The sequence below is a fragment of the Microbacterium murale genome, assembly GCF_030815955.1.
GTDB classification, from domain to species: domain Bacteria; phylum Actinomycetota; class Actinomycetes; order Actinomycetales; family Microbacteriaceae; genus Microbacterium; species Microbacterium murale_A.
In genome coordinates, this window is sequence record NZ_JAUSXK010000001.1 from 1,199,053 (window position 1) to 1,225,628 (window position 26,576).

Annotated in this window: 29 protein-coding genes and 1 pseudogene; 16 read left to right on the top strand and 14 right to left on the bottom strand. The window is 67.9% G+C overall.

Annotation, left to right across the window (positions count from 1 at the left end; all coding sequences use genetic code 11):
• Positions 1–15: 15 nt before the first annotated feature.
• Positions 16–576: a DnaJ family domain-containing protein gene (locus QFZ46_RS05890; RefSeq protein WP_307359329.1), complete on the bottom strand. Its 561-nt coding sequence runs from the start codon at positions 574–576 to the stop codon at positions 16–18.
• 183 nt (positions 577–759) lie between these two features.
• Between QFZ46_RS05890 and QFZ46_RS05895 the strand changes: the two genes are divergently transcribed.
• Both QFZ46_RS05895 and QFZ46_RS05900 read left to right on the top strand, forming a co-directional pair.
• Entirely contained in the window at positions 760–2,082 is a 1,323-nt protein-coding gene (locus tag QFZ46_RS05895) for an MATE family efflux transporter (RefSeq protein ID WP_307359332.1), read from the top strand.
• Positions 2,083–2,116: 34 nt separating this feature from the next.
• The gene (locus QFZ46_RS05900; RefSeq protein ID WP_307359334.1) at positions 2,117–3,028 is read left to right on the top strand and encodes a hypothetical protein; all 912 of its coding nucleotides are present in this window, start codon (positions 2,117–2,119) and stop codon (positions 3,026–3,028) included.
• On the opposite strand, the gene QFZ46_RS05905 is transcribed toward QFZ46_RS05900, so the two are convergent.
• The 4 genes from QFZ46_RS05905 to QFZ46_RS05920 form a co-directional block, all read right to left on the bottom strand.
• Positions 3,003–4,145, bottom strand: coding sequence for a hypothetical protein (locus QFZ46_RS05905; protein ID WP_307359337.1), 1,143 nt, complete (start codon positions 4,143–4,145; stop codon positions 3,003–3,005). The two genes, QFZ46_RS05900 and QFZ46_RS05905, sit on opposite strands and share 26 nt — an antisense overlap.
• A gap of 99 nt (positions 4,146–4,244) precedes the next feature.
• The gene (locus tag QFZ46_RS05910) at positions 4,245–4,901 is read right to left on the bottom strand and encodes a response regulator (RefSeq protein WP_307359339.1); all 657 of its coding nucleotides are present in this window, start codon (positions 4,899–4,901) and stop codon (positions 4,245–4,247) included.
• On the bottom strand, positions 4,898–6,115 hold the full coding sequence (locus QFZ46_RS05915) for a sensor histidine kinase (protein WP_307359340.1): 1,218 nt from the start codon (positions 6,113–6,115) through the stop codon (positions 4,898–4,900). Before QFZ46_RS05915 ends, QFZ46_RS05910 begins: the two co-directional genes overlap by 4 nt.
• Positions 6,116–6,190: 75 nt before the next feature.
• Entirely contained in the window at positions 6,191–6,808 is a 618-nt protein-coding gene (locus tag QFZ46_RS05920; RefSeq protein WP_307359342.1) for a TrmH family RNA methyltransferase, read from the bottom strand.
• 22 nt (positions 6,809–6,830) lie between these two features.
• Between QFZ46_RS05920 and QFZ46_RS05925 the strand changes: the two genes are divergently transcribed.
• Entirely contained in the window at positions 6,831–7,463 is a 633-nt protein-coding gene (locus tag QFZ46_RS05925) for a metal-dependent transcriptional regulator (RefSeq protein WP_307359345.1), read from the top strand.
• Positions 7,464–7,517: 54 nt separating this feature from the next.
• Here QFZ46_RS05925 and QFZ46_RS05930 read toward each other — a convergent pair whose 3' ends face one another.
• Both QFZ46_RS05930 and QFZ46_RS05935 read right to left on the bottom strand, forming a co-directional pair.
• Positions 7,518–8,249, bottom strand: coding sequence for an IclR family transcriptional regulator (locus QFZ46_RS05930; protein ID WP_307359347.1), 732 nt, complete (start codon positions 8,247–8,249; stop codon positions 7,518–7,520).
• 44 nt (positions 8,250–8,293) lie between these two features.
• A complete protein-coding gene (locus QFZ46_RS05935) occupies positions 8,294–9,586 on the bottom strand; it encodes an alanine racemase (RefSeq protein WP_307359349.1) in 1,293 nt (430 codons plus the stop codon).
• A gap of 149 nt (positions 9,587–9,735) precedes the next feature.
• On the opposite strand from QFZ46_RS05935, the gene QFZ46_RS05940 reads away from it, so the two are divergent.
• Genes QFZ46_RS05940 through QFZ46_RS05955 form a run of 4 tightly spaced genes read left to right on the top strand, consistent with a single transcriptional unit; the run spans position 9,736 to position 12,766 of the window.
• On the top strand, positions 9,736–10,341 hold the full coding sequence (locus tag QFZ46_RS05940; protein WP_307359351.1) for a bifunctional 4-hydroxy-2-oxoglutarate aldolase/2-dehydro-3-deoxy-phosphogluconate aldolase: 606 nt from the start codon (positions 9,736–9,738) through the stop codon (positions 10,339–10,341).
• Between the two features lie 25 nt (positions 10,342–10,366).
• Positions 10,367–11,158: an HAD-IIA family hydrolase gene (locus QFZ46_RS05945; RefSeq protein WP_307359353.1), complete on the top strand. Its 792-nt coding sequence runs from the start codon at positions 10,367–10,369 to the stop codon at positions 11,156–11,158.
• A 4-nt stretch (positions 11,159–11,162) separates the two neighbouring features.
• Positions 11,163–11,327 carry a hypothetical protein gene (locus QFZ46_RS05950; protein ID WP_307359356.1) on the top strand — a complete coding sequence of 55 codons (165 nt, stop codon included), beginning with the start codon at positions 11,163–11,165 and terminating at the stop codon, positions 11,325–11,327.
• Positions 11,328–11,383: 56 nt separating this feature from the next.
• A complete protein-coding gene (locus QFZ46_RS05955) occupies positions 11,384–12,766 on the top strand; it encodes a serine hydrolase (protein WP_307359359.1) in 1,383 nt (460 codons plus the stop codon).
• A 74-nt stretch (positions 12,767–12,840) separates the two neighbouring features.
• On the opposite strand, the gene QFZ46_RS05960 is transcribed toward QFZ46_RS05955, so the two are convergent.
• From QFZ46_RS05960 to pyrE, 3 genes and pseudogenes are all read right to left on the bottom strand, one after another.
• Positions 12,841–13,998 carry an anhydro-N-acetylmuramic acid kinase gene (locus QFZ46_RS05960; protein WP_307359361.1) on the bottom strand — a complete coding sequence of 386 codons (1,158 nt, stop codon included), beginning with the start codon at positions 13,996–13,998 and terminating at the stop codon, positions 12,841–12,843.
• A 118-nt stretch (positions 13,999–14,116) separates the two neighbouring features.
• Positions 14,117–15,019, bottom strand: coding sequence for an ROK family protein (locus tag QFZ46_RS05965; protein ID WP_307359363.1), 903 nt, complete (start codon positions 15,017–15,019; stop codon positions 14,117–14,119).
• Positions 15,020–15,029: 10 nt separating this feature from the next.
• Positions 15,030–15,591: pseudogene (pyrE, locus tag QFZ46_RS05970) on the bottom strand (orotate phosphoribosyltransferase).
• An 87-nt stretch (positions 15,592–15,678) separates the two neighbouring features.
• Between pyrE and QFZ46_RS05975 the strand changes: the two are divergent.
• From QFZ46_RS05975 to QFZ46_RS05985, 3 genes are read left to right on the top strand one after another with little or no spacing between them, the layout of a single operon-like run.
• Complete coding sequence (locus tag QFZ46_RS05975; RefSeq protein WP_307359365.1) at positions 15,679–16,215, top strand: YbhB/YbcL family Raf kinase inhibitor-like protein; 537 nt, start codon at positions 15,679–15,681, stop codon at positions 16,213–16,215.
• 28 nt (positions 16,216–16,243) lie between these two features.
• Complete coding sequence (locus QFZ46_RS05980; protein ID WP_307359367.1) at positions 16,244–17,089, top strand: exodeoxyribonuclease III; 846 nt, start codon at positions 16,244–16,246, stop codon at positions 17,087–17,089.
• Positions 17,090–17,132: 43 nt separating this feature from the next.
• Positions 17,133–17,942 carry a Cof-type HAD-IIB family hydrolase gene (locus QFZ46_RS05985; protein ID WP_307359370.1) on the top strand — a complete coding sequence of 270 codons (810 nt, stop codon included), beginning with the start codon at positions 17,133–17,135 and terminating at the stop codon, positions 17,940–17,942.
• A 41-nt stretch (positions 17,943–17,983) separates the two neighbouring features.
• Here QFZ46_RS05985 and QFZ46_RS05990 read toward each other — a convergent pair whose 3' ends face one another.
• Genes QFZ46_RS05990 through QFZ46_RS06000 form a run of 3 tightly spaced genes read right to left on the bottom strand, consistent with a single transcriptional unit; the run spans position 17,984 to position 19,744 of the window.
• Positions 17,984–18,607: a dihydrofolate reductase family protein gene (locus QFZ46_RS05990; RefSeq protein ID WP_307359372.1), complete on the bottom strand. Its 624-nt coding sequence runs from the start codon at positions 18,605–18,607 to the stop codon at positions 17,984–17,986.
• On the bottom strand, positions 18,604–19,299 hold the full coding sequence (locus tag QFZ46_RS05995) for a winged helix-turn-helix transcriptional regulator (RefSeq protein ID WP_307359374.1): 696 nt from the start codon (positions 19,297–19,299) through the stop codon (positions 18,604–18,606). Before QFZ46_RS05995 ends, QFZ46_RS05990 begins: the two co-directional genes overlap by 4 nt.
• Before the next feature lies 1 nt (position 19,300).
• Positions 19,301–19,744 carry a VOC family protein gene (locus QFZ46_RS06000; protein ID WP_307359376.1) on the bottom strand — a complete coding sequence of 148 codons (444 nt, stop codon included), beginning with the start codon at positions 19,742–19,744 and terminating at the stop codon, positions 19,301–19,303.
• Positions 19,745–19,899: 155 nt separating this feature from the next.
• On the opposite strand from QFZ46_RS06000, the gene QFZ46_RS06005 reads away from it, so the two are divergent.
• The 5 genes from QFZ46_RS06005 (at position 19,900) to QFZ46_RS06025 (ending at position 24,564) form a co-directional block, all read left to right on the top strand.
• A complete protein-coding gene (locus QFZ46_RS06005; RefSeq protein WP_307359378.1) occupies positions 19,900–21,159 on the top strand; it encodes a sensor histidine kinase in 1,260 nt (419 codons plus the stop codon).
• Entirely contained in the window at positions 21,156–21,824 is a 669-nt protein-coding gene (locus QFZ46_RS06010; RefSeq protein ID WP_307359379.1) for a response regulator, read from the top strand. Before QFZ46_RS06005 ends, QFZ46_RS06010 begins: the two co-directional genes overlap by 4 nt.
• 168 nt (positions 21,825–21,992) lie before the next feature.
• Entirely contained in the window at positions 21,993–22,472 is a 480-nt protein-coding gene (locus QFZ46_RS06015) for an ABC transporter ATP-binding protein (protein ID WP_307359381.1), read from the top strand.
• A gap of 32 nt (positions 22,473–22,504) precedes the next feature.
• Positions 22,505–23,995, top strand: a complete 1,491-nt coding sequence (locus QFZ46_RS06020; RefSeq protein WP_307359383.1) for a hypothetical protein — start codon at positions 22,505–22,507, stop codon at positions 23,993–23,995.
• 44 nt (positions 23,996–24,039) lie between these two features.
• Positions 24,040–24,564 (top strand): hypothetical protein, encoded by a 525-nt coding sequence (locus QFZ46_RS06025; RefSeq protein WP_307359386.1) that lies wholly within the window; start codon positions 24,040–24,042, stop codon positions 24,562–24,564.
• A 75-nt stretch (positions 24,565–24,639) separates the two neighbouring features.
• Here QFZ46_RS06025 and QFZ46_RS06030 read toward each other — a convergent pair whose 3' ends face one another.
• Positions 24,640–25,212, bottom strand: a complete 573-nt coding sequence (locus QFZ46_RS06030; RefSeq protein ID WP_307359388.1) for an NADPH-dependent FMN reductase — start codon at positions 25,210–25,212, stop codon at positions 24,640–24,642.
• Positions 25,213–25,344: 132 nt separating this feature from the next.
• Between QFZ46_RS06030 and QFZ46_RS06035 the strand changes: the two genes are divergently transcribed.
• A complete protein-coding gene (locus QFZ46_RS06035) occupies positions 25,345–26,535 on the top strand; it encodes a benzoate/H(+) symporter BenE family transporter (protein WP_307359390.1) in 1,191 nt (396 codons plus the stop codon).
• The last annotated feature ends 41 nt before the right edge of the window (positions 26,536–26,576 follow it).

Sequence of the window (26,576 nt, forward strand, 5' to 3'; positions counted from 1 at the left end):
GGTCTCGACGGCGTTCTAACCCCGGTTCTCCTTCCTCCGTCGACCGAACAGGCGACGAGTGGGTTCCGGTGCCGCGACCGGCGCGGGGCGCGCAGCACGACGCTCGCGCCAGGCCTCGATCTCGGCATCCACATCCCGTGTGCGGGTGACGACCGGCGGACCGCCCTGCAGCTGGCGCCGGGCGGAGATGACGCGGCTGTTGAAGTCCTCCAGCACGTCGCGCACATCGCCCTCACGTGCGAGTCGGTCGAGGTCGGCGTCGAGTCCGCGGTCTTCCACCCGCAGCAGCAGCGCAGGCGGCCCGAGGCCGGAGAGGTTCTCGGTCTCGATCTTGCGACGGATCCACCAGTCGGGGTCATGGTGCGTGCCGAGTCCTTCGATCGGTCTGCCGGCACCGGGCAGATCGTCGAACTCGCCACGGCGGATCGCCAGCTGGATCGCGGTCTCGACGAACTCGTGCTGGTTCTCGGCGGTGAGCTGCATCGGGGGCGCTTCCGCCTCGGCGTCCGGCCCGTCATCCTGCTCGTCGCCCTGCCGCGCCCGGTATCGGGCTGCTGCGTCTCGAGGATCAGTCATCGTCCACCTCCGGATGCCGGTTCCTTCAGCCTACGACGGCGGCGCACAGCGTTGAAAGGAGCTTTTCGCCGGTTATCCCGGCTCATAACCGACGAAAAGCTCCTTTCAACGGCGGCAGACGGCGGCAGCAGACGTCACGCTGGCGCGGGCGCCGGGCCTGCCGGCACGGCATAGGCTCGAACGGTGACCGCACGCCAGACCCTCAACCGAGAGATCCTGCGCCTCGCCGTCCCCGCTCTCGGCGCGCTGGTCGCAGAGCCGGCGTTCCTCATGGTGGATGCTGCGCTCGTCGGCCACCTCGGCGTCACACCGCTCGCCGGCCTCGGCATCGCCAGTGCCGTGCTGCAGACGATCGTCGGCCTGATGGTCTTCCTCGCCTATTCGACGACGCCGGCGGTCGCGAGACGTTTCGGCGCGGGCGACAAGCAGGATGCCGTGAGCGTCGGCATCGACGGCATGTGGCTGGCGCTGGGACTCGGAGCAATCCTCGCCGTCGCGGGCGCCCTCTCGTCACCGTGGTTGGTCTCGCTGTTCGGGGCATCGGCCGAAGTCGCCGAGCAGGCGGACATCTACCTGTCCATCTCGATGTGGGGCCTTCCCGCCATGCTGATCGTGTTCGCGGCGACGGGGCTGCTGCGCGGCATGCAGGACACCATGACCCCGCTGTGGATCGCGGGAGCGGGATTCGGCGCGAACGCGCTGTTGAACTGGCTGTTCATCTACGGCTTCGGCTGGGGCATCGCCGGCTCGGCCGCAGGCACCGTCGTCGCGCAGTGGAGCATGGTCGCCGCCTACGTGCTCATCATCGGCCGCCTCGCACGACGGCACTCGGCATCCGTCCGACCACAGCGTGACGGCGTCCGGGGCTCGGCGCGCTCTGGCGGTTGGCTGTTCCTTCGCACCGTGAGCCTGCGCGTCGCTCTGCTCATCACCGTCGGCATCGCCACCGGCATCGGCACCACCGAACTCGCCGGCTGGCAGGTGGTCTTCACCATCTTCTCCGCTGCGGCGTTCGCGCTCGATGCGCTCGCGATCGCTGCGCAGGCGCTGATCGGCAAGGGACTCGGCGCCGGCGACATCCCCGGTGTGCGGCAGGTGCTCGCGCGCACTGTCGCGTGGGGCGCATGGTTCGGCGTGATCGTCGGCGGGCTGATCGCGGCGCTGTCCGGCGTGATCGGGCTCGCTTTCACCGGCGACCCGGCCATCGCGGCTCTCATCCAACCGGCGCTGATCGTGCTCGCCGTGGCGCAGCCGATCGCAGGGATCGTGTTCGTGCTCGACGGCGTGCTGATGGGATCCGGCGACGTGCGGTACCTGGCGATCGCCGGAGGACTCAACCTCGTGCCCTTCCTGCCCGCATTGTGGATCATCACGCTCGTCGGCGTCGACGGCACCGCCGGGGTGACCTGGCTGGCCGTGGCGTTCTTCGGCGTCTACATGCTCGCCCGCTTCGCGACGCTGGGCTGGCGGGTGAAGACCGGCGGATGGTTGAACGCGGCGGTGTGACCGACAGTCACACCCGGTGCGCCAGGATGGTCGTATGACGACAGCGTGGCCCGGCGACAGCGCGACAGTCGTGCGCTGGGTGCGGTCGACCCTCCGGCATACCGCAGGGGACTCGGGTGAGATCGATCTGAAGGGTCTTGAAGACATCGAGGTCACGGCGGACGTCACCGGCAACGACCTCGATCACCTCACCATCGATGCCACCGGCACGAAGCTCACGCTCGACTGGAACGCACCACCGATGCCGGCCGGTCCCGCCACGGATGCGCCCGCCCGGCTCGACCCCGTCACCGACCACGCGACCGAATCGGAGATCATCCTCCGCGAGCCCGGCATCGTGAAGAACTTCCGATTCTCCGCCCGACCGATGCGGATCGAGCGGAGCGCGCTCACTGTCGACGTGCAGGCGTTCGACATCCCGGTCCTCTGGCTGACCGCCGCCGAGCCCGCCGAACCAGGTGTTCCGGAAAGCGCTCATACGATCGTCCCGGACGATGACCTCGACGGACTGCGCGGCACCTTCCACGTTTCCATCGCCACCAAAGACCTCGTCCCGCTGATCGCTTCCGTGGCGCGGCCGATGCTGCGGGGCAACGGCATTCACCTGGGCCGACTGCGCCTCGAGATCGCACGGGACGGCAGCGACGGCATCCGTGTCGCGGCTTACGCCGGTGTCCGCTGGAAGCTGGTCATGGCGTCGGCGCGAGCCGAGGCGCGGATCGACGTGACGAGGGATGCCGTCATCACGGTCCGCGACCTCACACTCGGCAGCCGCAACCTGTTGGTGAAGGCCGCTCTGCTGTTCGCACGCAAGCACGTGCGCGGGATGGTAGGCCGCCAGGTCGACCTCAACGAGATGATCGCCGAGGAAGGTACGAACCTGCGTCTCCACGACGTGTGTGTCGGCACGGGCGATCGGCTCAGCGTCGAGGGACGGTTCGACTGAACGGCTGAGGCTCCTGCTGCACGACGGGCGCGGCGTCCGAGCGACGAGCCATCGCATACCCCCAGGTCGCCAGGGCGAGCAGCGGCCCCCACAGCCAGAACGGGAATGCGAGCAGGAACTCGAGAAGCTGTCCGATGCTCCCGTCGCCCAGCGTGCCCTCGAGAACGGACAGCATCATGTCGACGCCGCCGACCGTGAACAGCGCCGCAACTATGGAAGCCGGCACCACGGCGAGTGCGATCGGTACCGGGCGTCCGCCCAGACCTGCCATCCATCGCGGAAAACGACGACCCCACGGCCGGATGAGACCGAGCGTCAGCAGTCCACCGGCCAGCATCGCCGCGCCGAGGCTCAGCCCGGTGAACAGCGCGCCTGGAAGCTCCGCGAGATCGACAGCATTCGGGGACAGCAACGGCCACGGCGTCAACCACGATGCGCGAGCGATCGAGTACGGCAGGGCGCAACATGCGGCGACGACGGTGATCGCGGTGCGATGGCGCAGCACCCAGATGGCGAAGGGGCCTCGACGAGGGTTCCCGCTCACCGCCAACCGCGCAATGAGGCCGACGGCCGCGATCAGATGCGCGGCGGCGTAGAGAACTCCGGGGAGCCGTTCGACGAATGCCGGACCGAACCTGCCCACGACCTCTGCGCTCTGCAGACCGACGACTGCCCAGGTGGCGATGGCGGCGACCGCGGCGACTGCGGCCATACCCCACCATGGATGCCGTCGCACAAGCAGGACGACCATCACGACGACGCCGACGATGACGACCGCCGCGAAGGAATACCCGGCGATCGGGATCAGCCCTCCTGGAGTCAGCAGGATCATGGCGACGATCACGACGACGGTCGCGATCCGTAGGAGCGCGGATGATCGAGCGGCACGCGCAGCGGCATGCCCGAGCAGGCCCACGGCGATGCCGGCAAGGCCGACAGCGAGACCGACCGCCGCGTCGACAGCTTCGGGCAGCACGCGCCCGGCGAGTCCAGGGGCGACGTCCGCCATCCAGTCCAGCGATCCGGGGGCGAGGAGGCGGATGCCGCCGACGATGGCCAGCACCGCGGAGCAGAGCACGACGACGAACGTCAGGAGGGATTGGAATCGTGAGTTCATGACTTCACGGTATGAATCCGACCAGCTCGCAGGCATCGCCCCGAGCGGTGATCTTGGTCACCCGCGCGGGTGAGGCGCTGCGACCCCGACCGTTCAGCCTCACGCGCGCGGGCGCAGGATTCCGTGCTCGTAGGCCCAGATGACGACGTGGATGCGGTCGGGCAGACCGAGCTTGGCGAGAACCGCCTTCACATGCGTCTTGACGGTGTTCTCGGAGAGGAAGAGACGGCGGGCGATGTCGTCGTTGGATGCTCCGGTCGCCAGCACTCGTGCGATCTCCTGCTCGCGCGGACTGAGGACGGCCAGCGCGTCGGTCGAATCCGTCTCCGGGGCGCCTTCCCGCACGAATCCGAGCAGGGCTCGGGTCGCGCTCGGCGACATCACTGCCTCCCCGGCACCGACCGCGACGACCGCATCCGCGAGCGCCTCGGGCGTCGCATCCTTCGTGAGGAATCCGCTGGCGCCCTCACGCACCGCGGCGTACACGTACTCGTCGAGATCGAACGTCGTGAGCACCAGCACCCGCGCCTGCGGCCGCAGCCGCAGCACCTCCCTGGTCGCCGCGATGCCATCCGTCCCCGGCATCCGGATGTCCATCAGCACGACGTCGACGGTGTGCGCACGGACGAACTCGATCGCGGCGTCACCCGAATCGACGGACGCCGTGATCTCCAACCGCGGGTCACGCGCGAGCAGCGCGGCGATGGCCTCGCGGAACAGGGCCTGGTCATCGGCGATCAGTACTCGGACGCTCATCCGACCCGTCCGTCCCGGCGTGCAGCCTCGTCCTCCGCGTACGGCAGTTCGATGCGCACGCGCCATCCCTGTTGGTGCTGCGGTCCTGCACTCAGTGCTCCTCCTGCGAGGCGTACGCGTTCGGCCATGCCGATGAGGCCGAGCCCGCTCCCCGGACTCACGGGGCCGGGGCCGCTCCCACCGTCGTCATCGACCGTCACGACGACCTGGTTCGCGCTCCACTCCAGCGCGACCGTGATCCGCCGCGGGGGCATGGTGTGCCTGACGGCGTTGGTGAGCGCCTCGCGCACGGCATGATGCAGCGCGATGAGCGCATCCGACTCGAGCCTCCGAGGCGCGCCCGTCACCTCGAGACGCGTGTCTGTCTCAGTGCTGCGCACGCGGTCGACCAGTCCGTCGATCGCATCGATGTCCGGTACAGGCTCTCGCGGCGCGTCAGCGTCCGCAGCGATCACGCTTCGCATCCCGCGCAACGCGTCCCGTCCGGTGTCGGTCACGACGCGCAGCGCACGGGTGCTCGCATCCGGATCATCGTTGATGAGAGCGCGCGCGACATCCGCCTGGGCGATCATCACCGTCATCGAGTGCGCGACGACATCGTGCAGATCACGGTTGATCCGCATCCGCTCGGCAGCGATGGCCTCGCGGACTCGGGTGCGCTGACGCTCCTCGGCGTATTGACCGCGTTGCCGCTGCAGCAGCCCGATCACCCACGCGGCGGCGATCATCGCAGAGAGGCCGACGAACAGCCCCATGCGGATGTCGTCCGCCATGCTGGACGCCGGCGTCCAGGCGATGACGGCGGCTCCCGCCACGCCGACGACGAGCGCACCGAGGGCGAAGGACAACGTCCGCAGAGCGACGACCTCGCCGATGCAGAGCAGGTAGGCGAAGGACGACGGGAACAGTGCCGCCGGAGCGCCGGCGACCCCCGCACCTCCTGGCAGCAGTGCGAGCGCGAGCATGGCGAGGCTGGCAACGGCGAAGGCGGTGACGGGAAGGCGCACGGACACGAGAGACGCGGCGTGCACGAGCGCGAACAATGCGGTGATCACCGCCGCCGCTGAAGGGTCGGGAATCGCTTGCGCCTGGACGACCGCGATGAGACTTGCCGGCAGCAGAAGCACCGTCATGGCGATCGCCAGGATCACATCGGGGCGGTTCAGCACACGCCAGCCGTCGGAATTCGCGTTCTTCCTCGGGGCGCCGGACACGGCCCCATGCTCTCACGGGCGTGGTCGGCGGCGGATCACCCGAGAGGGTGAACCGTGCTCAATCCCTGGCAGGGGTCACTGCGCGTACCGGCGGCACCATTCGTACATGATCACGGCGCCGGCGGCGCTCGCATTGATCGAGCGCGTCGAGCCGTACTGGGTGATCTCGATATGACCGGATGCCGCGGCGATCGCCTCGTCCGTGAGCCCTGGCCCTTCCTGGCCGAACAGCAGTACGCAGCGCTCGGGGAGCTCAGCACGATCCACCGGCACGGCGCCCTCGACGTTGTCGACCGCGATGATCGGGATGCCCTCAGCGGCAGCCCAGGCGGCGAACGCGGCGACATCCTCGTGATGCACGACATGCTGATAGCGGTCGGTGACCATGGCGCCGCGCTTGTTCCACCTGCGGCGTCCGATGATGTGAACGGTGTCGGCGAGGAACGCATTGGCGCTGCGCACGATCGAGCCGATGTTCATGTCGTGCTGCCAGTTCTCGATCGCGACGTGGAACGGATGCCGGTGCGTGTCGAGGTCTGCGACGATCGCCTCCATGCGCCAGTAGCGATAGCGGTCGATGACGTTGCGGGTGTCGCCGTTCTCCAGCAGCTCCGGGTCGTACTGCTCCCCCTCCGGCCAGTCGCCGTCCCATGGTCCGAGTCCATGCGTGGTGCGTTCAGGGGTCTCGGTCACTCAGCCAGCGTAGTCTGGGAGCGTGGCATCCCCAGCGGCAGACGACTACCTGAAGACCGTCTATGCGCACACCGAGTGGCAGGACGCCCCGATCACTCCGTCGCAGCTCGCCGCGAAGCTGGGCATCGCACCATCGAGCGTGACCGAGATGGTCAAGAAGCTCGCGGCCTCAGGATTGGTCTCGCACGTGCCGTACGGCGCGGTGCGGCTGACGTCCGAGGGCGAGAAGCGCGCACTGTCGATGGTGCGCCGCCACCGCCTCGTGGAGACATGGCTGGTGAGCGAGTTCGGCTACGGCTGGCACGAGGTGCACGACGAGGCAGAGGTTCTCGAGCACACGATCAGCGACCGACTGCTGGAGGGCATCGACGAACGACTCGGCCGACCCCGCTTCGACCCGCACGGTGACGCGATCCCGGATGCCGCGGGCCATGTCGCGCGCGAACCGTTCGTGCTGCTGGCTCAGGCCGCTGTCGGGCATGAAGGCCGCGTGCTGCGCGTCTCCGACACCGATCCGGACCTCTTGTGCGCCCTGGAGGACCTGGGACTCTCGGTGTCTTCCGTCGTACGTGTCACCGAGGGCGGAATCGAGATCGACGGCGTCGCGGTCACACTGCCGGAAGGCGCCGTCGAAGTCGTCTGGCTCAGCGCGTAGCATCCGTCACGAAGCACGCGAAGTCGCGCCCGGCCCTGCGAGTCGGGCAGACGATCAGCGCAGCGCGTGTGCGATCTGCTCGGCCGTCTGTCTCAGGAGAGGGACATGCCCCTCCAGCTGTGTGAGGTCGTGGACCATGCGCAGCGCAGTGATCGATACGGCCCCGACGACGCCCGCCGCGGTCGTGATGGGTACCGCGACGCAGTTCACGATGTCCTCGAACTCGCCCTGGTCGACAGCCCATCCGCGAGCCGACGTCTTCTCGAGTTCTGCGTCGAGCTCAGCCCTGGTGGTCAGCGTCTGCGCGGTGTGACGAGTCCAGTCGGCACCGGCGAGCACATCGTCGCGGCGCTTCTGCGGCAACCCGGCGAGGATCGCCTTGCCCACTGCGCTGCGATTCGGATGCACCGGTGATCCGACACGCGAGTACAGCCGCACCCGTCGCGGATCCTCGACCTTGTCGACGTAGAAGATCTCATCACCGACGAGCCCCGCGACGTGCACGGTATTGCCGACCACGCGATGCAGTTGGCGCACAGGCACGTGCGCCGCCTCCTTCAGTGCGACATCCTCCAGAGCGGCGGCACCGAGCACGGCCAGACGGAATGCGACGGCATACGTACCGTCGTCCCGCCTGCGAACGAAACCGACCTTCTGCAGCGTCTGCAGCTCACGGAACATCGTCGAACGGTGGATGCCGAACTCCAGTGCGAGAGGAGAGACGGCCTTGGGTTCTTCAGCGAGTGAATCGAGGATGGCCGCAGCACGTTCGACGCTCTGCGACATCTAAACCACGTCCTCTCGGCGCAGTCCGCGCCCGCCCTCCGTCATCAGAAGAAGGTGTGGATCAGGTCGACGACAACGTCGGAGTCCACCGATTCGACGACCGGCAGCACCGTCCACTTGTCGAAGGCGGTGCACGGGTGCGAGAGTCCGAGGCGCACGAGGTCGCCGATCGCGAGATTGCCACCGTCTTCGAGACGCACGTAGCTGTGCTGGTCGTTCATCGCGGAGATGGATGCCCCTGGCAGGGGCTGCCACGCGGCACCCAGCTGCGAACTCATCGCACGAGGGATCGGGAGCCCCTCGTCGAACGGGAAGTCGCGCTTGCCTCCGTCGATCAGCGCCAGGCCGGGCTCGGGGTGCGAGACAACACGGCCGACGCCGAACATGCCGGGGACGAAGCGAGGCTCATCGTCGCTCATGCGCGCCTCATCGAACGGCGAGATGCCACGGTAGAAGCCGTCGTCGTGCACGATGTAGGCACCGGAACGCAACGTGAACAGCGTGCGACCTCCGCCGGGGCGCTCCGCGGCGTCCGCGGCGGCGCCCGCCTCCGCGAACACCTCGGCGACGAGATCGAAATAGGCACTGCCGCCCGCTGTGACGTACACGTCGCCGCCGTCGTAGAGATGACTGATGCCCTCGTGCAACTCGACCTGACGGCGCAGGTAGGTCTCGACCGCGTCGATCGCGCGCACGCTGCGATCATGCGCGAGAGATCCCTCGTAACCGGCGACGCCGGCGAGCCGGAGCACATCGGATGCCGCGATGCGTTCGGCGATCTTGATCGCCTCATCGATCGTTCGGGCACCGGTACGGCCGCCTTCGCCCCCGAGCTCGACCAGCACATCGACCTTGCGCTGCGCGGCCGCATCGCGCAGCGGAGCCTCCATCGCCTCCACAGTCGCGATCGAGTCGGCCCAGCAGACGAAGCGGAACTCGATATCGGCGAGTTCACCGGCGAGATAGCGCAGGGAGTGCGCATCGACGGCGGCGTTGGCCAACATGATCGACGAGACGCCGAACGTGCGGGCGGTGCGCACCTGCCCCATCGTGGCGAGAGTGATGCCGAGGGAGCCGGCATCCATCTGGCGCTGCCAGAGAGCCGGAGCCATGGTGGTCTTGCCGTGCGGCATGAGTTCGAGACCGCGCTCTGCGCACCAGTTCGCCATGACCTCGACGTTGTGCCGCATCGCGGTGTCATCGAGCACCACCAGGGGCGTCCAGAACTCGGACAGTCGAGGACCGGATGCCAGAAACTCCGCCGTCGTCATCCCTACGGCTCGCTCAGGCAGGCCCTTGTGCCGCGCAGTCAGTCGAATCTCGGCGATCTCGTTCATCTGTCGTCCTTCCGCGTTCATCCAGATGTGCATATGCTGCAACGTGAATTGCAGTTGGCGCTCACTCTGGTCACACTCGAAGTGTAGTCGCGCTCCTGTCGCGACTCATCCGTGCTCTTCAAGGCAGCGCTCCCGAAAGGCGACACCCCGTGCTCGACAACTCCTCTTTCGCAACCCTCTTCGGCGATGTCCCCCTGATGGCGATCCTGCGCGGCATGGGCGCGGAGCGCACACTCGCAGTCGCCACAGCCGCCTGGGATCTCGGCATCACGAGCGTCGAGGTTCCGGTGCAGACGCCGGCCGATGTCGAGGCGCTGCGAGTGCTGGCCGAGGCCGCCAGGGAGCGCGGGCTGACGGTCGGCGCAGGCACGGTCATCTCCGTCGAGCATGTGCACCAGGCTGCAGACGCCGGCGCTTCCTTCACGGTGAGCCCTGGCTTCGACCTCGAGGTCGTGAAGGCCTCCCACGATGCCGGGATGCCGGCGCTCCCCGGCGTCGCCACCGCCACGGACGTGCAGCTCGCGATGAAGTCCGGTCTCACATGGCTCAAGGCCTTCCCGGCGTCGCTGCTCGGACCCGGCTGGTTCAAGGCGATGTCCGGCCCCTTCCCGCAGGCGAACTTCGTCGCGACCGGCGGCATGGATTCGACCAACGCCGCGCAGTTCCTCGACGCGGGCGTGCGCGTGGTCGCCGTCGGCTCCGCGTTGGAAGATTCCGCTCAGCTCCCGGCGCTCGCGAGCCTGCTCCGCGGGTAGCATCCGCGACCAATAGGCTGAGCACATGGCTGAACGCTCTGAGATCGAATGCTGGCTCACCGACATGGACGGCGTGCTCGTCCATGAGAACGACGCCATCCCGGGTGCCGCCGAACTGCTCGCCGGTTGGGAAGCCGCCGGCATCCCGTATCTGGTGCTGACCAACAACTCGATCTTCACCGCCCGTGATCTCTCGGCGCGCCTGCGCTCCAGCGGACTGCACGTGCCGGAGGACCGGATCTGGACGTCTGCGCTCGCCACCGCCGCGTTCCTCGAGCAGCAGCTCCCCGGCGGCTCGGCATTCGTCATCGGCGAGGCCGGCATCCTCACGGCTCTGCACGACGCCGGATTCGTCATGACGGAGACGAGCCCGGACTTCGTCGTCGTCGGCGAGACGCGCAACTACTCGTTCGAAGCGATCACCAAGGCGATCCGGCTGATCAACGGCGGCGCGCGATTCATCGCCACGAACCCGGATGCCACCGGCCCCAGCGTCGACGGGCCGATGCCGGCGACCGGCGCCATCTCCGCGCTGATCACCAAGGCCACCGGCAAAGAGCCGTATGTCGTCGGCAAGCCGAATCCGATGATGTTCCGTTCGGCGTTGAACAAGATCGGCGCACACTCGAAGCGCACCGGCATGATCGGTGATCGGATGGACACCGACGTCGTCGCAGGCATCGAAGCCGGCCTGCACACGGTACTCGTGCTAACGGGGATCAGCGACCAGGTCGAGATCGAGAAGTACCCGTTCCGCCCTGACGAGATCGTGAACTCGGTCGCCGATCTGCTGCCGTCTGGTTCGTCGGAAGGCTGACGCCATGAACCAGAGCGATCTGCTCTTCCTCGTGATGCTGCTGATCGGGCTCACCACGTTGACAGTCATCATCGTGCAGTTCGTCCGATCCCGCCGACGCGGACCGGGCGATGACGATCGCGGCGGCAACTGGTGGGAAGGCCCCTGGGACGACGACCGGAAGGGCTGAGCGGTATCCGTCGCGCGACGGATGTCACCGTCCCGTGAGTTTGGGAGGCTGAGGGCATGGCCACCCACACCGTCACTCAGAAGACTCAGAACTCGGTCACTCGTCCTGCTCGCGGCATCCGCTCTCTTCTCGCGCTGGTCGTCACGTCTGTCCTCGTGATAATCGTCACCGCCTGCACACCGGATCCGCAGCCGTCTGCCGATTCGGTCGAGATCCCAGACACTGCCGTGGGCGCACAGGTGCAGTGGGTCCTGGACGAGATCAACAGCGAAGAACTCAGCGCAGACGATGACTTGGAGGCGCGGTTCGACCCCTCGTTCTTCGAGAGCCTGACTGTGCCCGAACTGCGTACGATCCTCGAAGACCTCCGCGCCGCACAACCGTGGATACCGACCGCGTACGAAGGGGACGATACGCAAGCTAAGGCCACGATCGAGTCGGCGGCGGCAACGTACGACATGAGCGTGTCAGCGTCCGGTGAAGGCTTGATGAACGGCCTCTTCTTCGCCGCGCCGAAGCCCGAGCGCACTCCCGTCACGAGCTGGAAGGCACTGCAATCGCAGCTCGAGGACGCACCGTATGAGGTGTCGCTTCAGGTCCGCGAAGTCGGAGCAGCTGAGCCTGACATCCTGATCGGCGACACCGGATCTTCCCCGATCGGCTCGATCATCAAGCTGTATGTACTCGGGGCCGTCGTCGACGCCATCGATTCGGGGGCCCTGACGTGGGAGTCGCCGCTCACGATCGATGCGGAGGTGCGGAGCCTTCCGACGGGTGAGCTGCAGGACCTGCCGGACGGCTCGACAGTCACCGTGCTGGAGGCTGCACAGAAGATGATAGCGATCAGCGACAACACCGCCACCGACCTCCTGATCCGCGCAGTGGGAAGGGACGCAGTCTCCGCAGCGCTCACTGATATGGGCCATGCCTCGCCGGAAGACAATGCGCCGTTGCTCACGACGCGCGAACTGTTCTGGATCGGCTGGGGAGACGAGGGGCTGCGGGAATCCTGGGCGGAAGCGGATGCCGTAGAACGTGAAGCGCTTCTCGGCGAGGTCCCCGCTGGTGTGCCCGACGGAAACTCGGTCGACTGGTCGGTCGCCGCGTGGCAGTCCGGAGTGGAATGGTTCGCCACGCACGATGACCTCGTCCGCGCACACATCGCGCTGCAGGAACGTGCAACCACAGCCGCCGGCGCGCCCATTCGCGACATCCTCTCCGCGAACCCGGGCGTCACGTTCGGCGACGAGTGGACCTACGTCGGCTTCAAGGGAGGAAGCTCGATGGGCGCGCTGGCGGGCTCGTGGTATCTCGAGCGAGCGGATGCTGCACCCGTGGTGCTCACGATCCTCGCTCGTTCGGACGACCCGCAAGCCTTGGCTGACCCGGTGTCAGTGCTGGGATACGCAGAGGATGCTGCCGCGCTTCTGGCGGAATGAGAAGAGTTTCATCATGACCCCGGACACGAACAGCACCTCGCCCCAGAGACACCTGTGACGAGGAAGGGCTGAGGTCAGCTCAGGGTCAGGCTGCGGACGGATGCCACCGGCTCCGGCATCCGGAGCGGACCAGCGCCCGGGGTGATCGATCCCAGGATCCGTGGCTCGCGCGCGCCCGTGCCACCGGGGATCACAGCGGGTACGCCGTGCATCGTGCACCAGCCGATCAGAGCGAAGAGGATCGCCTCTTTGTTGTCTGCGGATGCGCCGAGTTCATCGGCGAGCACGACCTCGGTGTCCGGCAGCGCGGCCCGGAGCCCATCCATGATCAGCGGGTTGTGGCATCCGCCACCCGACACGGCGAGGAAGCCGATACCGGCAGCCTGAACATCGCGCGCGACGGTCTGCACGGTCAGCTCGGTGAGCGTGCGCACGAGGGCGGTGACGGGGATGTCGCGGCCGAGAGCCGTCGCGTGCGACCGGACGTAGTCGAGGTGGAAGTACTCCTTGCCAGTGCTCTTGGGCGCGGCGAGCGCGTAGTAGGGATCGGCGAGCAGCGAGGCCAGCAGTGCCTCGTCGACCTCGCCAGAGAGAGCGATGCGGGCGTCTTCGTCGTAACCGAGCGGGTTGAGCCCGTACGTCGTGATCACCGCGTCGACGAGCGCGTTCGCCGGTCCGACGTCATACGCCGAGACCGCACCGGCACCCACGACGGTCATGTTCGCGATGCCACCGAGGTTCAGTGCCGCCGACGTCCCGGTGCGGCCGCGCAGCAGCAGTTCGTCCAGGAATGACACCAGTGGGGCGCCGTGCCCGCCGACCGTGATGTCGCGGATGCGCACGTCCGAGACCACCGGGGAGCCGACGCGTTCCGCGATCCACGCGGGCTGACCGATCTGCAATGTGCCGAGGGCATGGCCGCCTTCGACCCAGTGGTAGACGGTCTGCCCGTGCGTGCACACGGCATCGACTCCGCCGACGGATGCCGCAGCATCCGCTGCGACGTCGGCGAACGCCTGACCGATGAGGGTGTCGAGCTCGGTCACCTCGGCGAGCGTCGTCTGCGCAGGAGGCAGCGCCGCCACGAGCCGCGCGCGCAGCGCGGGAGCGTACGGGACGCTGTCCTCGTACAGCACCGTGCCGCGCACGGCGCCATCCGCCTCAGTGAAGTCGACGACCGTGACGTCGATCCCGTCGTGTGAGGTGCCCGAGAGCAGGCCGAGTACGCGCATCGTGGTCCTTCTTTCGTTTTCGATCGCCGACAGCCTGGGGGCCGCACAGACGGATGTCGGACACTTTCCCGGTGATCGGTCCGACATCCGTCGTCTCGTCCCCCGAAGTGTCGCGCCCCTAACGCAGCACGAGCGCGGCGGCGCCGATCAACGGGCCCTCATCGCCGAGCCCGGAGCGCACCACCCGCGTGCGACGGGAGTAGTCGTGCGCAGCGCTCGCGCTGAGCGCCTGCTGCACGAGGTCGATGTAGTCGTCGGACACCCGCGAGAACCCGCCGCCGATAGCGACCATGTCGAGATCGACGAGGGTCGCGGCATCCGCCAGCGCTTCACCCACTGCTTTCGCGGATCGTTCGATCGCCGCGCGGGCGATCGGATCACCGGATGCCGCGTCGCGGGCAAGATCCTCGCCGGTGGCGCCGGTCCATCCCTGAGCCTGTGCCCACGCGGCGCTGGCCGGGCCGGAGGCGATCTCCTCGAGCGTCAGCCCGCCCTCACGGCGCACCTGCCCGAGGTGCCCGGCGTTGCCCGACGCTCCGCGAATGTACTGCCCGCCGATGACGAATCCGCCGCCGACCCCTGTGGACACGACGATCGACAGCGACGAGCGCGCCTCGCGGGCCGCTCCGAGCCACGCTTCGGCGAGCGCGAGCGCGCCGCCGTCGTGCCCGAACACCGTGTGCACATCGCGTCCGAGAACTGCGGATGCCGCTTTGGTGACAGCCGCGGCGAGCCCGTAGCCGCGAGCATCGGGCATGTTCACCGGCACGATCGAGCCGGTCGAGAGATCGATCGGTCCCGCGCTTCCGACACCGGCACCCACGAGCTCGGCGCCTTCCGGCAGCCCGGCGAGCGCATGCGCGATGACAGCCTCGACCGCGGCATCCAATGTCGACGGCGTCGCCGTGCGGCCGGTCGCCTGCCTGCTGCGGCTGCTGGCGATCAACGCGCCGTCGTCGCCGACGAGTGCAGCTTCCAGCTTCGTGCCGCCCACATCGACGGCCAGTGCGTATCGAGTCATTCGCTGCGCGTCACTGCGGGTCGAGGCCGAGATCGTCGAGATCGAAGGCTGCCAGCCACTGCAGGCCCTCCGCCTCGATCGCTGCCTGCGCTCCGGTCTTGCGGTCGACGATCACGGCGACGGCGACGACCTCGGCGCCCTCGCGGCGCAGAACCTCGACGGCCTTGAGCGCGGACTGACCCGTGGTCGAGGTGTCCTCGAGCACGACGACGCGCTTGCCCGCGATGTCAGCACCCTCGATCTGGCGACCTCTGCCGTGGTCCTTGGGCTCCTTGCGGACGACGAACGCGTCCAGCGGGCGATCGGTCGCGACGGACGCGTGCAGCACGGAGTTCGCGATCGGGTCTGCACCGAGCGTCAGGCCACCGACGGCTGCGGCGTCGAGGCCACCGATCAGGTCGAGCATGATGCGACCGATGGCGGGGGGCCGCCCGATGGTCGAGCGTGAGCCTGCGCATGTCGACGTAGTACGTCGCCTGCTTGCCGCTGGAAAGCGTGAAGTCTCCGTGGAACACCGCCTCGTCCTTGATGAGGGCGAGGAGGGACTGTCGGTCTGCGTCGAGTGCGGTCACGGCATCCAGCTTAGAGCCGCTGGTGCGACCTGCGTGGTGCGCCTATCGTGGGCCGGGACATCACCGTCCCTCAGCGAAGGAGGCCCCATGCTCTCGTACGACCCCTATGCCGAACTCGCCACGCTGCGCGATTTCGCGCCGCTCGAGCTGACCAGCCCCGACTTCGAACCCGGCGGACCGTTGCCGCTGTTCGCGTGGTCGGCCAATCGAGGCGGCGAGGATCGATCACCTGCGCTGCGGTGGTCTACGCCGCCGTCCGGTACGCGCAGCATCGCTGTCTCGTGCTTCGATCCGGATGCTCCGACCGGATCGGGATTCTGGCACTGGGCAGCGTTCGATCTGCCGGCCGACCTCACCTCCCTCGACTCGTCCGATGGCACGGCCGCGAGCCTCCCTGCAGGCTCCAAGGTGACGCCCAACGAGGCTCGATTGGAGCGATTCATCGGAGCGGCGCCGCCCGAGGGTACCGGCATTCATCGGTATTTCTTCGTCGTGGATGCGCTCGATGTCGAAGCACTCGATCTCGATGCCGGCGCGACCCCGGCCGTGCTCGGCTTCAACCGGCACTTCCACTCGCTTGCCCGCGGTGTGCTGATCGGCACGGCCGACCCAGCGGAGCGCTGAGGTCCGACCCCGCATCTAGGCTGGATGCATGCGCCTGGCCACCTGGAACGTCAACTCCATCCGCACTCGCGTGCGCCGCACCGTCGAGTTCGCAGTGCGCGAAGACATCGATGTGCTCGCGATGCAAGAGATCAAGTGCAAGCCCGAGCAGTTCCCGTATGCGCAGTTCGAAGAGGCCGGCTATCAGGTCGAGGTGCACGGCCTCAATCAGTGGAACGGCGTCGCGATCGCGAGCCGCCTGCCGATGACGGACGTGTCGACGGCGTTCGACGGGATGCCAGGCTTCGCGAAGGGTCATGAGGGCCCGGATGCTCCGCTCGAGGCGCGCGCGCTGGGCGTGACGGTCGACGGCGTGCAGATCTGGAGTCTCTACGTGCCGAACGGCCGTGCGCTCGACGATCCGCATTACGCGTACAAGCTGCACTGGCTCGACGAACTGCGTCAGCACACGGCATCCGCTCTGCAGAAGAACCCCGACCTGCCGCTGGCGCTCGTCGGGGACTTCAACATCATCCCGTTCGACTCAGACAACGGCGATCCAGACATCGTCGAGGGCGTCTCCACCCACGTCTCCCCACAGGAGCGTGCCGCGTTCTTCGCGTTCCAGGATGCGGGGCTCACCGACGTCGTGCGTCCGATCCTTCCCGAGGGCTACACCTACTGGGACTACCAGCGGCTGAAGTTCCCCCGTAACGAGGGCATCCGCATCGACTTCGTGCTCGGCTCGCCCGCGCTCGCCGGCGCCGTCACCGGCGCGTCCATCCACCGTGACGAGCGCAAGGGCGAGCAGCCCAGCGATCACGTGCCGGTCGTCGTCGACCTCGACCTCGGTGGTGCCGATGATGACGACGACATGCCGATGATCTTCGCCTGAGCGCTGGTCGTCGAACAACGCGACAAGATGCGATGAGACGCCGATGCCCCTCCGCTTGATCGCGACCGACCTCGACGGGACCCTGCTCGACTCGGCTTCAGCCGTGTCACCGCGCACGCGGCGAGCGCTCGATGCCGCCCGAGCCGTCGGTATCCATATCGTCCCCGTCACAGCACGCCAACCGATCGGTCTGCGGATGATCGCCGCCGAAGCAGGGTTCGACGACTGGGCGCTGTGCGGCAACGGAGCCTATGCGACGCATCTGGCAGACGGACGGATGCTGTTCGCCGAGGCACTGCCGGCCGAGACGGTTCGCACCCTCGCGGCGGCGCTGCAGGCAACCCTGCCCGGGCTGCTGTTCGCAAGTGTGCGGGACGGTGGCGAGACGTTCGTGGCCCAGCATGGCTACGCACAGATCGCCAAGCTCGCCGACCACAAGCGAGATCCTCGCACGATGGGCGGAGTGCCACTCGACCAGGTGCTGGCTGAACCCAGTCTGAAGTTCGTCATCCGGCATCCCGAACTCGCACCTCCGGCCCTGTTCGACATCCTGCGCCGTCTCGGCCTCACCGGATTCGAGGCCACGCTCTCGGGCGCGCCGTTCGTCGAGGTGATGGCCGAGGGCGTGACCAAGGCGACGGGTCTGGCGCGGCTCTGCGAGCACCTGGAAGTCAAGCGCACCGACGTGGTCGCGTTCGGCGATGCACTCAACGACGTTGAGATGCTCCGCTGGGCTGGGCACTCGGTTGCGATGGCCGGCGCAGAGCAGGCCGTTCAGGATGCCGCCGATGAGGTCGCGACCTCGAACGACGAGGACGGCGTCGCACGGGTGATCGAGCGGATGCTGGGGTGAAAGAAGTTCCGAGATCACCGATCGAGAGCTGATGTCAGGGTTCACTCCCCCATCGTGCCGGTGCGCACCGGACCGGGCGCCGGCGCGTAGCGCAGACTCACGGCGCCGTTGTCGCCGACCTCCGCACCGATCAGCGTCAGGTTCGCGGGGGAAGCGCCGTCGGGGAACACCTTCTTGCCCTGACCGAGCACTACCGGATACACCCAGAGCTGCAGCTCGTCGAACAGCTGCTCGGTGAGCAGGGTCTGCACGAGGTCGACGCTGCCGATCACGTGCACATCCTCATGCTGCGAGCGAAGCTGTGCGATCTCAGCAGCCAGGTCGGCGCCCACACGTGAACTCCCCTGCCACTCCAGGTCGATGTCGGCGTCGCGAGAGGCGACGTACTTCGGCACCCGATCGAACAGCTGCCCGATGGGCCCCGCCGGACCGGTTGTGTGGTGCGGCCAGTACGAGGCGAAGATGTCGTAGGTGCGACGACCCAGCAGCAGCGCGTCGAGCGTCGACATCCCCTCCCTGACCCATTTGCCGACGGCGTCGTCAGGAACCCCTGCCTGCCAGCCCCCGAAGGGGAAGCCGTCCGAGACATCCTCATCCGGGCCGCCTGGTGCCTGGGCGACGCCGTCGAGCGTGGTGAACAGATCGATGATGATGCGGCCGGTCATGTTGCGGCTCCTTGCAATTCGAATGAAGCGATATGGAAGGTCGCAGCGAATGAATCAAGGAATGATTCTTCGCCACGGACGACCGCGACGATGTCCTGCGCGATCGCCTCGGCGGGCGTGATCTCGCCACCGATGAGGCGGCGGATGCCGGGGCCGGCGACGAGCACGGCATCCGGTTCCCCGTTCGGCATCCGCCCGCCGACGGGCGGAGCCGGAGGCGCGATCTGAAAGACGGACAACTCGCCGCCGCGCGCTTGAGCACGCAGTGCGACGTCGCCGACGTGCAGTTCGTAGTCGGCATCCGCTGCCGTCTCGGGGCGGAACGCGGTTCGCAGTGCCATCGTGAGCGAATCCGCGGTGACGACGTCGCCAGGTTCTGGATCGCCCATCGCCTGGAAGCCCCAACGACCGAGTGCGAGCATGATCGGCTCGAGAGCGCGGCCGTAGGGGGTGAGTTCGTAGACGAGTCCGCAGTTCTTCAGCGGCACCCTGCGTACGACGCCACCCTCCTGCAGGTCTTTCAGCCGTGTGGACAGGATGTTCGTCGGGATGCGCGGCAGACCTTGCTTGAGATCGGTGTAACGCCTCGGCCCCACGAGCAGATCGCGGACGATGAGCATCGCCCACCGCTCCCCGATCAGTTCGACGGCGGTCGTGACCCCGCAGTACTGGCCGTAGCTGCGCGCTGCCACGTCAGGACGCGGCGCCCTGCTCGGCCATGTACGCTTCTGGGCCCTCCTCCACAGCCTCTTCGCTCATGTAGAGGAATCCGAGGCTGTTGCCGTCCGGGTCGTCCAGATCACGGGAGTACATGAACCCGTAGTCCTGCGCGGGCTTCGGCTCGGTACCGCCGGCGGCGAGACCCTTCGCGACGATCGCGTCGACGGCCTCTCGAGAGTCCTGGCTGAACGAGACCGAGACCTGCACGGACTCGTTCGGGTCGGCGATCGGCTTATCGGTGAAGGTCGCGAAGAAATCGCGCTTGAGGATCATGAAGTAGATGTCCTCGCTCCACACGATGCAGGCGGCGTTCTCGTCGGTGAACTCTGGGCTGATGTCGCAGCCGAGACCGGTGTAGAACGCCTTGCTGCGCTCGAGATCGGTGGTGGGGAGGTTGACGAAGACCTTCGTTGACATGCTGACTCCTTTGTCTGATGGTCGGCGACGGCGTGATCGCTGCGCCCGATGAGAGTCATACTTGCAAAAAACAAGCAACCTTGTCAATGGCAAGTTCGTCCTGATCCCCCGCAGGACGGATGCCTCGGCATCCGTCCCCCCGTACCGTTGGAGGCATGTCCGCATCATTCCGCACGCTCACCGCGAGCCAACGACGATCAGACGCGCTGCTGGCCGTCGTCGTCTTCGTCGCCGGCGTGATCAGCGCCGCACTGTCTGCGGCTTCGGAGATCTACGGCGACGAGCAGGCACCGCTGTGGCAGGCGCTGGTGTACCTGGTGTTCGTGGCAGCGCCCCTGGCCTGGCGACGCATCTGGCCCGCGCAGGTCGCGATCATCGTCTCGCTCGCGTACTTCGTCGCCGTCACATTGCGTATTCCCGAGCTGTACGCCGGCAACGTCGCGATGTTCATCGCGCTGTACACGGTGGGCGCCTGGATGGCGAACCGCCGGGCGGCGATGATCGTGCGTTCTCTGATCATCGCCGGCATGTTCGCCTGGCTGATGATCACGATGTACCGCGACGCGATCGACACCGCCCGCGAGGAGGACATCATCGCGGGCGCCATGTCGCCCTACCTCGCGTTCATGATGCTGCAGCTGCTGGTGAACGTGCTCTACTTCGCCGGCGCCTACTACTTCGGTGAGCACGCGTGGCGGGCAGCGATGCAGCGCCAGGCTCTCGAACGACGCACCGTCGATCTCGAGCGCGAACGCGAGGTCACGGCGGCGCAGGCCGTGGCGCTGGACCGCGTGCACATCGCTCGCGAACTGCACGACGTCGTCGCCCACCACGTCTCGGTGATGGGAGTCCAGGCGGGGGCCGCGCGCATGGTGATCGACCAGGATGCCGGAACCGCGAAGGAGATCCTCGCCGACGTCGAGAGTTCCGCACGAGAGGCGATCAGTGAGCTTCGTCACCTGCTGGAGACGCTGCGGTCCTCTGATCACGACGCCGAGGACGCATCGACAGTCACTCTCGCCGACATCGCACTGCTCGTCGAAGCATCGAGTGCTGCGGGGCTGCCGACCGCCTACACGGTCGTCGGCGAAGAGCGCGCCGTCCCCTCAGTCGTGCAGGTGAACCTCTATCGGATCGCCCAGGAATCGCTCACAAACGCGCGCCGACATGCCGGCACCGCAGCCACCGCCGACGTGCGCCTGCGCTACACGAGCGATGACATCGAACTCGAGGTCGTGAACACCGGTCGCATCGTCGTCGCTCCGCGAAGCGGCATGGGGCAGCTGGGTATGCGCGAACGCGCACTGGCATCAGGCGGCACGATCGAGTCAGCGCCGCGCGAGCGCGGCGGCTGGCGCGTACGCGTGCAGGTCCCCCTCGCCTCACCCGCCGCGCTGGCAGGGGCAACCGCATGAGCGATCCGATCCGCGTCCTCCTGGTGGACGACCATGAGATGCTGCGCGCCGGGTTCCGCACGATCCTCGACAGCCAACCCGACATCACCATCGTCGGAGAGGCCGCCACCGGCGCGGAGGCAGTGGCGGCAGCATCCGCTCTCAGACCGGATGTCATCACCATGGACGTGCAGATGCCCGACATGGACGGCATCGAGGCGACCAGACGGATCGTCGCGGACGGCGACCTGCAGGCTGCCATCGCGATCGTGACGACCTTCGACCGGGACGACTACCTGTTCAGCGCTCTGGATGCCGGAGCCAGCGGCTTCCTGCTCAAGAACAGCGGCCCGGAGGATCTGATCGCAGCAGTGCGAGTGCTCGCCGCCGGAGACGGGATGCTGGCGCCCGAGGTGACGCGTCGAGTCGTGCAGCGGTACGCCACGACTGCGCCCGAAGCTGCCACCGCATCCACTGGGCTCGAGCTCGCCGAACGCCTCACCGATCGCGAAGCCGAGGTGCTGGCTCTCGTCGCCGAGGCGATGAGCAACGCCGAGATCGCAGCGTCGCTGTTCATCGGCGAAGCCACCGTCAAGACGCACGTGTCGCGCGTGCTGCAGAAGCTCGGGGCACGCGACCGCGTGCAGGCCGTCGTGCTCGCGCACCGGCACGGGCTGGTGCGATGAGCGCCGGACGCGCCGCACTGCTCACCGCCTCCGACGTGACCGTCACTGTCGATGAACAGGTGCTGCTGCCGATCACTTCGCTGTCGCTCGACACCGGCCGGGCGCTCGCGGTGCGCGGGCCCGAACGGAGCGGGCAAGACGACACTCCTGCGGGTACTCGCGGGTCTCATGCCCGCGACGTCAGGGAGTGTGATGCTCGATGGCGACCCGCTGCACATCCGTCGCGGCGGGCACAGAGCAGCGGTCGCCGCAATGATCGGCGCTCCGCCGCTGGCGAGAGATCTCACCCTCGTCGAGCAACTGCGGTTCGTCCGCGCGACGTGGGGCGACGACGCTGCGACCGGCGAACGGGCGGCCAGGATGGGCCTTGAGGAACTGGACATCGCGAGTCTGGAGATGCGCTATCCGTCCGAACTGTCCTCCGGGCAACTGCAGCTGTTCTCCCTGGCGCTGACGCTGGCACGCCCCTGTCGTGTACTGCTGCTGGACGAGCCCGAACAGCGCCTGGACGCGCACCGACGCGGTCTGGTGGCCGACGCGATGCGCCGTCGGTTGAATGACGGATGCGCCATCGCTTTCGCAACCCACAGCACCGCACTGGTGGGTGCGGTGGGCTCCGACGTGCTCACGGTCGGCGAGACCGAGTGAGCGGAGCGAGCCGGGCGGGTGATCGCGCGCGTATGGCAGAAACCCGCGCCGTGCACCGGGCGCGAAATGCGCACCGGACACGCGGCGACACGGCCTACGTGGTCTACGTCTCCGTGCTCGTTGCGGCGATCGCCGGTGTACCGATCGTTCGCGCGATCGTTCTTGCGCTCGCGACGCCCGCGGCGATGAGCACTCTCAGCGAAGCGGGAACAGAACGGATCGTGGCCGTGCTCGGCGCCCTGATCTGGGCGGGCGCATTGGCGGGGGGCCGCGCCCGCGGCCCGGTCGTTCCTCCGCCGTTCGTGGCTGCGACGCTGAGCCGGTCCGACATCTCGCCACGCGTGGCATGGGCACGCGACTTCTTCGGCTCCGCCGTAGGGATGGTGCTGGTGCTGGGGGCGATCTCGGCGCTGGCGGTGAGCGGATTCCTCGCGCACGCAGCGGCGGTCGGCGCGAGCGTCTCGTTCATCATCGGCACGGTGCTGTTCGCGGTGTCGACTACGGCGATCTGGCTCGCCGGCCAGGTTCTCGGTCGGCGCGGTGCCGTCATCCTCGGCAGCGCGCTCGTGTTGCTCCTGGTCGCCGCTGTCGCCATCCCTCTCGATCCGCCGTTGCTGCCGGCATCCGCCCTCGCCGATCTGTGGCCGAGCACGCCCGGCGCGACGGGTACGGCGTTGGTCGTTCTGGCGACCACTGCTGTCGCCGCCCTCTGGGCGTTCGTGGTCCTGCTCGACCGGATGCTGCCGACGACTGTCGAGGAGCACGCGCAACGGTGGGAAGCGATGACGGTGCTGGCCACCACCGGCGATATCTCCGGCGCACTGGATCGCACTCGTGCGCGGCCGACGGTCGGGCGCCGCGTGCGCATCCCCTTCTCGCAGCCGCTGATCCTCGCAGTTCTGCAAAGGGCGGCGATCGGGGCTGCGCGTACGCCGCTTCGCGCCGTCGTCGCCCTGATCGCGCTTGCCACTGCGGGCGTGGGCTGGGCGTGGTTCGCAGAGTTGCAGGCGGGGCCGCGCTGGGTTCCCGCGGTCGGCGCGGGGCTGCTCACATTCGCTGCGATCGGGGCTTTCAGCGATGGATTCCGCGAGGCGGCCGACATGGCCGGGCGCCCGGCCGTGTACGGTCGAACGGCGTGGGGGATGCTGCTCCTGAATCTGCCGCTGCCACTGCTCGCAGGTGTGATGGTGCCCACCGCGGCCGCCATCGTCGCCGGCGGCGGTGTCGAGACCGCCGCCATCGTCGCGACGATCGGTGTGGCACTCGTCGCCGTTCGCGCCTACGACGCGACCAAGGGGCCGATGCCGATCGAACTGATGATGCCCGTCCCGACACCGGCCGGCGACGCCTCGGCGATCGGGATGTGGGCGTGGCAGGCGGATGCGCTGTTGTGGACAGGCGTTGTCGCTTTCTGGCTGTCGACGTCGTCCACGGCGGGTCCGGCGACCCTGCTCTGGGCGCTGCCCATCGCCGGGCTGCTCGCGGCGCTCACGGCCGGACGACTGCGCCGCGCAGCATCCTGATCGCCTATGGTTGGCACCGTGGAGCGACGAGCGGGAGGCGCCTGATGGCCCCGCTTCGCGCCATGATCACCGTGTTCAGTGCCGTGCTCTCGCAAGCCGAGCATCCGGAAGACGAGGTCGGCCGGACCGTGGCCTGGTCGGTCGGGGCAGGAAAGGCGCGTCACGGCCTTCGCCCCGTCGGAGGAACCGCGGACTCACCACCGCTCGCGGTCGTCCACTACGCACGCGACGAACGATTCATCACCGACGGCGAAGGTACGCACGAGATCGCCAGAGCGCACGGCAAAGAGCTCGATGTGATCGGTCCCGTCCTCTCGACGGGCCGTTACACGGTGCGGCCCGGCTCTCGGATCCAGAGCCTTCTCACCTCGCAGACGAGGTTCACGGTGCATCGCGATCGCGAACCTTTCATGTCGGTCAGAGAGAGCAGCCACAGACGACGCACCGTCCGGATCTTCGAACTGCAGCCGGCAGAGGACTTCGATCCGAACGTGGCGCTGTCGCTGCTTCTGTTATTCGGCGCAGTCGACCGGCAAGGAGTGATCGGCGAGCTGCTCGGGGAGTCCTAGCCGGGTCGCGCCCATCCGGAGACGACGAATGCCCCGCGGCAGAAGCGCCGCGGGGCATTCGTGATCCAGCGAAGGTCAGGCGTTCACGAGCTCAGCGGAGTGCTGCACACGCGAGATGAGGCCGTCGAAGGCCTGCAGGTACCCGGAGAGGAAGCCGGCGGTGCTTTCGTCGGTGACCTGGCCGTCTTCGGTGAACAGCCCCGGGCGGTCCTGGATGAAGCCCTCGGGCTGACCCATGGTGATCGCGTTGAAATGGCCGAGGATCGCGCGCAGGTGCTGCTGCGCAGCAGCGGTCGCGACACCGGATCCCGAAGCGCCGATCACGGCGACGGGCTTGCCGAAGAACGACATCTCGCCGTAGGGGCGCGTCGACCAGTCGAGGGCGTTCTTGAGCACACCCGGGATCGAGCGGCTGTACTCGGGCGTGACGATGATGACGCCGTCGACGTCGCCGATGGCCTTCTTGAAATCGACGGCCACCTGGGGGAACTCGCCGTCGAAATCGGGCGAGTAGAACGGAAGGTCCTTGATCGGGATCTCGACGAGCTCGGTGCCCTGAGGAGCGAGGTTCGCCAGCACACGCGCCAGACGACGGTTGATGGAGGTGCTGGAGATGCTGCCGACGATGTAGCCGATGGTGCGGGTCACAGGTGAATCCTTCTGTTTCGGGCTCGGACATGAGCAGGGCGGTCTTCAGTGGCAACGACCGTCAGCAAGATTCTATTCCGATGAATGCAATGTGTTCCCTGGACGCAGAGCTGTCGCGCTAACCTCGCCCCTATGACCGACGCGCCCGCCCCGCTGTCCAGGCCGATCCTCGCGGGTGTCGTCACCGCTCTCGTGGGCTTCACCAGTTCATTCGCCGTGGTCCTCACCGGGCTCTCTGCCGTGGGGGCGACCCCTGCGCAGGCCGCGAGCGGCCTGCTGGTCCTCAGCATCACGATGGGGCTGGCCTGCGTCATCCTCGCCTGGAGATATCGGATGCCGATCACGGCGGCCTGGTCGACGCCCGGTGCCGCGCTGCTCGCCGCCACGGGAGTCGTCGACGGCGGCTGGCCGGCGGCGACCGGAGCGTTTCTCGTCGTGGCCGCGCTCACTCTCCTGGCGGGAGCATGGACCGGCTTCGGCGGACTCATCGCCCGGATACCGGCTTCGATCGCACAGGCGATGCTCGCGGGAGTGCTGCTCCCGCTCTGCCTCGCGCCGGTGACCGGGATCGCCGAGAACCCATGGGGCGTCATCCCCGTCGTGCTGACCTGGCTGGTCTTCGCTCGGATCGCACCACGCTGGGCCGTGCCGCTCGCCTTCGTCGCCGCCGCGATCGTGGTCGGCGTGGGGCTGGTGCGCACCGGCTCCCCGATGGACACGAGCATCCTCATCCCCCGCATCGAGTTCGTAGCGCCGACGTTCACCGTCGGCGCTCTCATCGGCATCGCACTGCCGTTGTTCATCGTGACGATGGCCTCGCAGAACGTTCCCGGCGTCGCGATCATGCGCAGCTACGGGTACGAGGTGCCATGGCGCCCGGCAATGCTCGTGACCGGCATCGGCACAGCCATCGGAGCACCGGCCGGTGGGCACGGCATCAACCTCGCGGCGATCAGCGCCGCCCTCGCGGCGTCGCCTGAGGCCGACCCCGACCCGAACCGCCGCTGGGTGGCGGGGCTCTCGACGGGTGCCTCCTACATCGTGCTCGGCGGCTTCGCGGCCTCCTTCTCGGCACTCGTCGTCCTCGCGCCCGCAGCGGTGATCCCTGCTGTCGCCGGTCTCGCTCTGTTCGCCGCATTCGGCTCCGCCGTACAGCAGGCCGTCGCTGAGCCCGGTGAGCGCATGCCCGCCGTGGTGACCTTCCTCATCGCGGCATCCGGCATCTCCCTCGCCGGGATCAGCGCGGCCTTCTGGGCACTTCTCGCTGGACTCGTGGTGCGCCTCATCCTCACCCGCACCACCACCCGTCCGTCCGAGGGCTGACAGCGGAAGTCCGCCGCAGGGGGGATGTCGGAGACAGCCAC